Source organism: Butyricicoccus sp. OF27-2pH9A (genome assembly GCF_027693185.1).
In the GTDB taxonomy this organism is placed as follows: Bacteria; Bacillota; Clostridia; order Oscillospirales; family Butyricicoccaceae; genus Agathobaculum; species Agathobaculum butyriciproducens.
In genome coordinates, this window is the sequence record NZ_JAQEXK010000030.1 from 1 (window position 1) to 8728 (window position 8728).

The 8728-nt window shown below is 47.1% G+C and carries 8 protein-coding genes and 1 pseudogene; all 9 read left to right on the top strand.

The window, feature by feature from the left end; all coding sequences use genetic code 11:
- Window positions 1-484: pseudogene (locus PG722_RS13385) on the top strand (type IV secretory system conjugative DNA transfer family protein); the annotation flags it as partial.
- Between the two features lie 90 nt (window positions 485-574).
- On the top strand, window positions 575-2455 hold the full coding sequence (locus PG722_RS13390) for a recombinase family protein (RefSeq protein ID WP_270580835.1): 1881 nt from the start codon (window positions 575-577) through the stop codon (window positions 2453-2455).
- A gap of 26 nt (window positions 2456-2481) precedes the next feature.
- On the top strand, window positions 2482-2835 hold the full coding sequence (locus PG722_RS13395) for a TnpV protein (protein ID WP_270580836.1): 354 nt from the start codon (window positions 2482-2484) through the stop codon (window positions 2833-2835).
- A gap of 122 nt (window positions 2836-2957) precedes the next feature.
- Window positions 2958-3143, top strand: a complete 186-nt coding sequence (locus PG722_RS13400) for a DNA-binding protein (RefSeq protein WP_270580837.1) — start codon at window positions 2958-2960, stop codon at window positions 3141-3143.
- Window positions 3140-3802, top strand: a complete 663-nt coding sequence (locus PG722_RS13405) for a response regulator transcription factor (RefSeq protein WP_270580838.1) — start codon at window positions 3140-3142, stop codon at window positions 3800-3802. The genes PG722_RS13400 and PG722_RS13405 overlap by 4 nt, the downstream gene beginning before the upstream one ends.
- Complete coding sequence (locus tag PG722_RS13410) at window positions 3799-4812, top strand: sensor histidine kinase (protein ID WP_173867788.1); 1014 nt, start codon at window positions 3799-3801, stop codon at window positions 4810-4812. The genes PG722_RS13405 and PG722_RS13410 overlap by 4 nt, the downstream gene beginning before the upstream one ends.
- Before the next feature lie 100 nt (window positions 4813-4912).
- Window positions 4913-5665, top strand: a complete 753-nt coding sequence (locus PG722_RS13415) for an ABC transporter ATP-binding protein (protein WP_270580840.1) — start codon at window positions 4913-4915, stop codon at window positions 5663-5665.
- 31 nt (window positions 5666-5696) lie between these two features.
- Entirely contained in the window at window positions 5697-7724 is a 2028-nt protein-coding gene (locus PG722_RS13420) for an FtsX-like permease family protein (protein ID WP_270580841.1), read from the top strand.
- 465 nt (window positions 7725-8189) lie between these two features.
- Entirely contained in the window at window positions 8190-8603 is a 414-nt protein-coding gene (locus PG722_RS13425; protein WP_007860240.1) for an RNA polymerase sigma factor, read from the top strand.
- Window positions 8604-8728 lie beyond the last annotated feature (125 nt).

Consider the following 8728-nt stretch of genomic DNA (forward strand, 5'->3'; position numbering starts at 1 on the left):
GTTGACCCCGCAGCTCCTTCAAGCCCATTCCTCGTATGTGGTGGTAGACCCGAAGGGCGGCACCCTCGACCAGTGCGGGCGGTTTTTGCAACGGGAGAAATACAGGGTGCGGGTATTCAACAGTATCGACTTTTCAAAATCCATGCACTACAATCCGCTGGCCTATATCAAGACGGAAAGCGATGTTTTGAAATTCGTTACCGCCCTGATTGCCAACACCAAAGGCGACGGCAAGGAGGGCGACGAGTTCTGGACTAAAGCTGAAACCCTCTTGTACTGCGCCCTTGTGGCCTACATCGTCTTTGAGGGGCCGGAGGAAGAACGCAACATGAATACGCTGGTGGAAATGATAAACAGCATGGAAGTCCGGGAGGATGACGAAACCTTCAAAAATGCGGTGGACTATATGTTTGACGGGTTGGAACGTCGCAGCCCCCAGCACTTCGCCGTGAGGCAGTATAAGAAATACAAGCTCGCCAGCGGTGATATATGCTCTAAGTGACTTCTTAATCATGATTTTGTCATGGTTAGTGAAGCAATCACTTAGAGCATTTTTGTTTCAGGAGGTACAGCTATGAGAAACGAAAAAATCACCCCACTGTACGAGCGCCTGAGCCGGGACGATGAGTTACAGGGCGAGAGCAATTCCATATCCAACCAAAAGCAGATGTTAGAGGAGTTTGCCCGCCGGAATGGACTGCCGAACCCTACCCACTTCACCGATGACGGCGTATCGGGAACCCGCTTTGATCGTCCCGGCTTTCTGGCGATGATGGAGGAAGTCGAGGCCGGACGGGTGGAGGCCATCGTCATAAAGGACATGAGCCGCCTGGGACGCGACTATCTGAAAGTCGGTCAGGTCATGGAGATTTTGCGGCAGCGCGGTGTCCGGCTGATCGCCATCAATGACGGTGTGGACAGTCTGAACGGCGATGATGATTTTACCCCGTTCCGCAACATTATGAACGAATTTTACGCCCGCGACACCAGCCGGAAAATCCGCTCTGTGTTTAAGTCCAAAGGCATGAGCGGCAAGCACCTGACCGGCACCGTTATCTACGGCTATCTGTGGGACGAAAAGCGGGAACACTGGCTTGTGGATGAAGAAGCCGCCGCTGTGGTACGCCATATTTTCGCGCTTGCGATGGAGGGCTACGGCCCCTATCAGATCGCAACCAAGTTGTCAGAAGAAAAAATTGAAATGCCAGCCGTTCACCTTGCCCGCTATGGCGAGGGAGTGAACAAGAATAAGGCCTTTGCGGATATTTATCGTTGGAGTGCCTCTACCATTGTTGAAATCCTGAAAAAACAGGAGTATTTAGGCCATACGGTCAATTTCAAAACCCGCAAGCACTTTAAGGACAAGAAAAGTCACTATGTTGACGAAAGCGAATGGACGATTTTTGAGAACACCCATGAGGCCATTATCGACCAGGAAACCTTTGACAATGTACAGCGTATCCGGGGAAACGCCAGACGCTACCCGGACGGCTTTGGGGAGTCCCATCCCCTGACCGGCCTGATGTACTGCGCCGATTGCGGCGGCAAGATGTATGTTCACCGCACATACAACGGCAAGCGCGTCCCGCAGTACACTTGCGGCCAGTATGGGAAGTATCCTATCGGCTCCCTTTGCCCTACACAGCACCGTATCAAGGCCGAAGCTGTTCTGACCCTGATTGCCGATATGCTCCGGGCCATCGCGGAGTATTCCAGGAATGACCGGGCCGAGTTTATCCGCACCGTCCAGGAAACGCAGGTAGCCCAGCAGACCGCCGACATATCCAAGAAGCGGAAACGGCTGGCCGCCGCCCAAAAGCGGGCCGGGGAACTGGAAAAGCTGATTTGCAAAATCTATGAGGACAACGCCCTGGGTAAGCTGCCGGACGCCCGGTATGAGGCCCTGGACGCACAGTACGCCAAAGAGCAGGACGCCCTCAATGCGGAAATCGTGGAATTGGAAAAGGCCGTTACCGGCTATGAGCAGAGCCGGAAATCTGCGGAGAAGTTTATTGCCCTGATTGACAAGTACGAGAACTTCGACACGCTGACAAACACCATGCTCAACGAGTTTGTAGAGAAAATCCTTGTCCATGAACGCGCCCGCAAAGGCAGCCAGGATACCACACAGGAGGTTGAAATCTACTTCAACTTTGTGGGCCGCTATATCCCTCCTGCCTTGCAGCCGGTTCCCCTGACCCCGGAGGAACAGGAAGAACTGCGGAAGAAGGAGGAACGCAAGGATAGGCTTCACCAAAACTACTTGCGCCGCAAGGCCAACGGCAAGCAAAAGGAATGGGAAGAACGCTACAACGCCAAGCGCAAAGCAAAAATGGAGGCGGCAAAGGCAGCTATCCGGGCTGAGGACATGGAGAAGGGCATTTTTACCACCGTCAGCCAGTTACCCAGGCAGGAGCCGCGCAAGGCCACCGTATCGGCCAGTGCCGCAGTTTAACCATCACAGTGCGAAGGAGAATGAACATGAGCGAATTGACTTACACCCGCTGCGGAGATTACTACATCCCCGACCTGAAACTTTCCGAGCAGCCGGAGGCCCCCATCGGCAAGTATGGCCGTATGCGGCAACGCTACCTGAAGGAACACCGGCCCGGCCTTTACAGCAGCTTGATTTTGAGCGAAAAGCTGTACCCGCACCTGTTGGAGATTGACCGGGCGGCGCATGAACGAATGGACGCCATGCTGCCCCGTATGATGGAGGCGGCAGGCGTCACCGAGGAACTGAAAGCCCGTGACCCCATGCGCTGGGTGGGGCTGATGAACACGCTGAAAGCACAGGTGGAGGAAATTGTTCTAACAGAGCTGATTTATCAATAGTTTTTGCAAGCGGAGGCTGCTACTCGCGGCCTCTGTTTGTTTTTTACACTTCCGACATATTTCCTGTCTTGCGTCCTTCGAGCAAATGAAATATAATGAAAAATGTTGTCGGAGGTGCGAATATGGACTACATGACACTCAAAGAGGCAAGTGAGAAATGGGGCGTTTCGTCCCGTCAAATCAACTATTACTGCGTTGAGGGGCGTATCCCCGGCGCTGTGAAAATGGCAGGTGTTTGGCTGCTCCCCAAGGATGTAGCCAAACCCGCCGATAGACGATATAAGAGGCCGAAAGGAACGGAGAAATGAGGATATTAGTTGTAGAAGATGACCTGACAATACAAACACAGTTGAAAACCCTTTTGTCGGGTAATGGATATGAGGTTGACGCTGTAAATGACTTTTCAAGAGTAATTGAGCAGTTCAAGGCATTTGCGCCTCATCTTGTTTTGCTGGATATAAAACTGCCAAGAAACAGCGGTTTTGAAATCTGTTCACAAATTCGTAGTTTCTCCGATATTCCTATTGTGTTTGTAACAAGCAGCAACACAGATATGGATGAATTGAACAGTATCATGCTGGGCGGGGACGCATTTATTACTAAGCCTTATAATACAGCAATCTTGCTTGCAAAGATTGCTTCCTTATTGCGGCGGGCGTATGCTTCCGGGCAGACGGAAGTACTTTCATGGAGTGGTGCAGATTTACATTTAGAGAGCAGCTATATAGAATACAACGGACAAAAAGCCGAGTTGACGAAAAACGAATTGAAAATCCTTTACTATCTTTTTAAGGACGCAGGGAAAATATGTCCTCGCAGTGATATTGTGGATTTCCTTTGGGATAATCAGCTTTATGTTGATGATAATGCCCTGAGTGTCAACATCAACCGTATCCGGGAGAAGTTGGCGGGTATCGGACTGACTGATTTCATCAAGACAAAGCACAGACAGGGGTACACGATATGAACCGCAGGCAATATTGGAAAAACAGAGTTCCCTTCCTACTGACTAACCTGATCTGCATGGTGGCGCTCACTGTATTCCTGCTGGTATGTGGTAATTCTATTTCTGAGGTTTTTTTGATTTTGGCAGTATGGACGCTAATCTTGCTGGCAGGACTGTTCCTCACTTACTGGCAACGGAGCCGACAAATGCGGCAGCTTCTGGACATGGCCGGACAGCTTTCTGAACGCTATCTTATTTCTGAAGTGATGGAGCTGCCGGAGCAGGCGGAGGATCAGGTCTACTATCGGCTTTTGAAAATGGCCGGAAAATCTATGTTGGAGCAGATTGGAGAGGTTCAGCGGGAACATCAGGAATACAAGGAATACATTGAGCAATGGATACATGAAGTAAAAACGCCGATCACAGCTATAAGGTTGATTTGCGAGAATAACCGCTGTTCTTTTACCAGAGAGTTAATGGCGGAGCTGGAAAATATCAACCGTTTTACGGAACAGGCTTTATACTATGCCCGCAGTGAGCATACGGAAAAGGATTATTCTGTCCGGGAAATCAGTCTTAGCGATGTAGTACATGGAGCAATCGCAGACAATAAATATTTTCTGAGGCAAAACAATGTGGCCGTTACCGTAGAGGATGTGAAGTACAGTATTTATTCAGACGATAAGTGGCTGCGGTTTATTTTAGACCAGCTTATCAGCAATGCAGTGAAATACCGAGCAGACCACCCAGTTTTACATTTTTTTGCTGTCAAAAAATCTGACAGCATTATCCTGTCAGTTTCGGACAACGGCATAGGCATACCACAAGGTGATTTGCCCCGTATTTTCGAGAAAGGATTTACAGGACAGAACGGACGGACGATCCATAGTTCTACCGGGATTGGCCTGTATCTTTGCGGGCGACTTTGTGACAAGCTGGGAATAGGTATTTCAGCAAGTTCCGAAGGGAAAGGAACCACCATTTCACTTTCCTTCCATATCAACGATTTTGTGACCGGGGTGCAGGGCTGATAGGCTCTGCACTTCTTACATTTCTGTAAGAACTGCGTAAGAAAACTTGATACAAACGGCGCTCATATTATTTTACAATAGGATCAGAGGTGATAATACTATGAAAGAAGTTTTGAAGCTGGAACATATCCAGAAATATTACGGGAATGGCGGGAATGTCACAAAAGCCATTCAAGACATCAGCTTTTCCGTTCAGGAGGGGGAATTTGTAGGGATTATGGGCGCATCCGGCTCCGGCAAGACCACCCTGCTCAACTGCGTTTCCACCATCGATACGGTCAGCGCAGGACATATCTATCTGGATGGAACTGATGTGACAGAGATAAATGAAAAACAGATTGCCCGGTTTCGTCGGGAAAACTTGGGCTTTGTGTTTCAGAACTTTAACCTGCTGGACACACTGACCATCTCCGAAAACATCGCTATGGCACTGACTATCAACAAGGTTCCCGCAGGTGAGATCGACGGACGGGTGCGGAAAATGGCTGAAAAACTGAACATCATGGATATTCTGGATAAATACCCCTATCAGGTGTCCGGCGGCCAGAAGCAGCGGTGCGCTTGTGCCAGAGCCATCATCAACAGCCCCAAGCTGCTTCTGGCGGATGAACCCACCGGCGCACTGGACAGCCACTCATCCCAAATGCTGCTTTCCACTATCCAGAGTATCAATGAAATGCTGGGGGCGACCATACTAATGGTGACGCACGATGCCTTTTCTGCAAGCTATGCAAATCGTATTCTCTTTTTGCGCGACGGAACGATTTTCACGGAAATTCGCAAAGGCAACGATCCTCGCAGAACTTTCTTTAACAAGATTTTGGATGTCCTCACCATGATGGGAGGGAATTGAAATTATGCTGGCAAGTCTTTCACATCGTAATATGAAACGGCAGTTAAGTGAATACAAGATTTTTTGGTTTTCCCTTATCGGCGTTGTTGCCCTTATGTATGCGTTCAATTCTCTTATTGTTTCTCGTACTATGCAGCAGCTTTTTCGTTTATTTGCCGAGAGTGGAAACGGTGATATTGGCGTAATTGCCACCCTTTTTTCTGCCATCGTTGTATTTGCACTTGGGTGGTTTATCAGTTACATGATGGACTTCATCTTGCAGCGTCGCAGCAGGGAAATTAGCACCTATATGATATTGGGTGTAGAAAAAAGCGACATTTGCAAAATGATATTTAAGGAAAATGCTTTTTTCGGCCTTGTGGCTATTATTTTGGGCTTTGGCTTTGGAATTTTAGTTTCTAAAATATTAGAAAGTTTTGTTTCAAATTTATTCCACTTTCAAGAAACATTGTTAGTTTTTCTTTCTGTAAAAGCAGTCGGCTTGACTTGTATCGAATTTTGCATTGTCTATATCATCGCACTGGTTAAGACAAATAGAAAAGTACAAAAGGTTAAATTGATAGATCTGTTGAATTACAGTCGGAATAACAGTAGTGTTCGTGAACATCAATCTAAAACTGGCTTCATCTTTTTGTTGATTTCCGTGGTAATGCTCATTGTAAGTTTCTATTCGTTTGCGGGAACAAAACAGACAGTGGCAAGCATTACCGCAGGTACAGTTTCAGCAATGTTAGGGCTGTTGTGCTTCTTTCGAGGATTTATTTATATCATACACGAAATGTTCAATAAATCTCGGAACTGGAAATACAAAGGAAGTCGTTTAGTTACCTTACGAATGTTCCTTTCAAAATCCAACAAAATGAGTTTCTCATTAGGTGTTATCTCAATTTTATTCACCTGCACCATCGTTTGTATCGGTATGACAAATGCTTTTTATCAGGTCATGGAGAAAGCAGTTGTTTTGCAGCCATTCGACCTTGCGATTGTTCATGTAGGTGAGAACGGTGATTATAGCCAATATTCCTTATTTTTGAATGAGCGCACTGATGTAGACGATCAATATTCCTATTGCTTATATACAGATAAAAGCACACAATTTACCGACATTAGAAATCGTGTCTTAACAGAATACTGGAACAGGGCAGACAAAACCGTATCAATCAATGACTATTTTATTGCAGAAAACCAATACGATGCCTTTATGAAATATAGTGATTATTGTAATTTGCGAGCAATGTTGGGCCTGCCTCAAATCCCATTGTCAGAAGAACAATACATCATTCATTGTCTGCCATATCTGAAAGATACATTTACAAATTTGCAGATTGAAAAAGGCACTCTGGTTTGCAAGGATATTTTTACCGAGGCGTTTTCACAGTATGGTGGATATGGTAACGGCCAAGACTTTGTAATCGTTGTCCCGGATCACTATATTGAAAATATGGAAGCGATGTACAGCCTCTATGTTGTTCAATCTGAAACAGTGATTGATATGTCTGAATTGGAAAGCGAATTTCCGCAAGTTAGGCCATTGAACTCCAATGTGGTTACTTCAGGGGAAAACGGATACACAACAAAAATCCTCGATAAAGGAAACTATTATTACACGGGCAAATTGGCAAGTACGCCTACCAGCCAAGCCATTTTAATCATTTTGCCATTGTGCTATTTGTCGTTGGTTATCGGCATAATTAGCATTGTAATACTTGCTGTTCAACTTTTGACGGAAGTCAAAACAATAAAGCGTCAATATGATGTAATGCGAACGCTGGGAAATGAGGTGGTTGTTCTCGAAAAAATGTTGAGGGAGCATATATTTCTTTACTTCGTATTGCCTCTTATTCCTGCATTAGTCATTGGTAGTTGCTTACTAAAAACAATGTGCCACACGCTTTTTGTAGCTTCTTATGATGTGCCTGTATTTGATAATCTGACCGCATTGATAGCACTTGTGGTTTTGAGTGCTTTACTGATTTTTACACTTATTTATCTCTTGTATGTGTTTATTACCTCTCAGGCTATGAGAAAAGAAATAATTCCGATAACATTGGAAAAATAAGTAGAATAGAAACTTTATCTGCCGGACGACGGCAAAAGAAAAAAAGCCGTCGTTCAGCAGGCAATCGCCATGCCCTACACTCGATCTTTCGGCGGCTTTGACAAAATCAAGGCCGCCGTTTCTTATGCCCTCGACAAAGGAGTGACGCCTATACGCTGACACGGCGGCTTTAGGAGGGAGCCGCCATGAAGCACACTGACCGCCGACAAATTCAGACGATATTTGCACTATCGTCAAAAAAAGCCCGGCCACCGGACAGCCCCCGTCTGGCAGCCGGTGCGAAAATTGTCATTCTGTAAGTGAATATTGGAGTTTTTGCGCTCGAATAGCTTTCTGCTGTCCGGGCGCTTTTTCATACCTATGGGGCCGGAACATCGGGCCAACATGGCCCGAACCCTGGCCCCAGTGCCGTTCTCCGCCGCCCCATTCAGATTTACCCAAAAAATCTGAATGGAGGAAAGGCAGATGGAAGTTACCATCAATTATAACGGACAAGCTGTGGCCGTGGAGGTTACGCTGGAAGTCTATGAATTTCTCGACCGGGCCGATCATAAAACGGAGAACCTGTTCCATGAACAGCGGCGGCATTGGGATGGCCGGGAGTTTGACGAGTACATCATTACCACCGAGGGTGTAGGGGTCTACGGCGAAACGCCGGAGGAATACCTTTGCCGCATGGAAACGCTGCATGAGCTGATGGCTGTTCTGGACACCTGTACCGAGGCCCAGCGCCGCCGGTTCCTGCTCTATGCGCTTGACGGACTGAGCCTTGCAGAGATCGGTGTGCTGTGCGGCTGCTCCAAAGTGGCTGTGTATCAAAGTGTGGAGGCGGTCAGAAAAAAATTTATAAATTTCTTTGAGAACAGGCTTAACGAATGACCTGTTTTCTGGCTACCAAGTGAAAGGGATCATTTCCCTTATCTCAGCGAGGGGCGGACAGCGGACGAGCTGTCCGCCTCTCCGATTTTCAGGAGGTAAGCCTATGAAAACAATCAATCTGCGGT

Excerpts from the sequence above, each read along its gene's own strand:
- PG722_RS13405 (WP_270580838.1), top strand. The coding sequence starts at position 3,140 with ATGAGGATATTAGTTGTAGAAGATGACCTGACAATACAAACACAGTTG.
- PG722_RS13425 (WP_007860240.1), top strand. The coding sequence starts at position 8,190 with ATGGAAGTTACCATCAATTATAACGGACAAGCTGTGGCCGTGGAGGTT.
- PG722_RS13390 (WP_270580835.1), top strand. The coding sequence starts at position 575 with ATGAGAAACGAAAAAATCACCCCACTGTACGAGCGCCTGAGCCGGGAC.
- PG722_RS13400 (WP_270580837.1), top strand. The coding sequence starts at position 2,958 with ATGGACTACATGACACTCAAAGAGGCAAGTGAGAAATGGGGCGTTTCG.
- PG722_RS13420 (WP_270580841.1), top strand. The coding sequence starts at position 5,697 with ATGAAACGGCAGTTAAGTGAATACAAGATTTTTTGGTTTTCCCTTATC.
- PG722_RS13415 (WP_270580840.1), top strand. The coding sequence starts at position 4,913 with ATGAAAGAAGTTTTGAAGCTGGAACATATCCAGAAATATTACGGGAAT.
- PG722_RS13410 (WP_173867788.1), top strand. The coding sequence starts at position 3,799 with ATGAACCGCAGGCAATATTGGAAAAACAGAGTTCCCTTCCTACTGACT.
- PG722_RS13395 (WP_270580836.1), top strand. The coding sequence starts at position 2,482 with ATGAGCGAATTGACTTACACCCGCTGCGGAGATTACTACATCCCCGAC.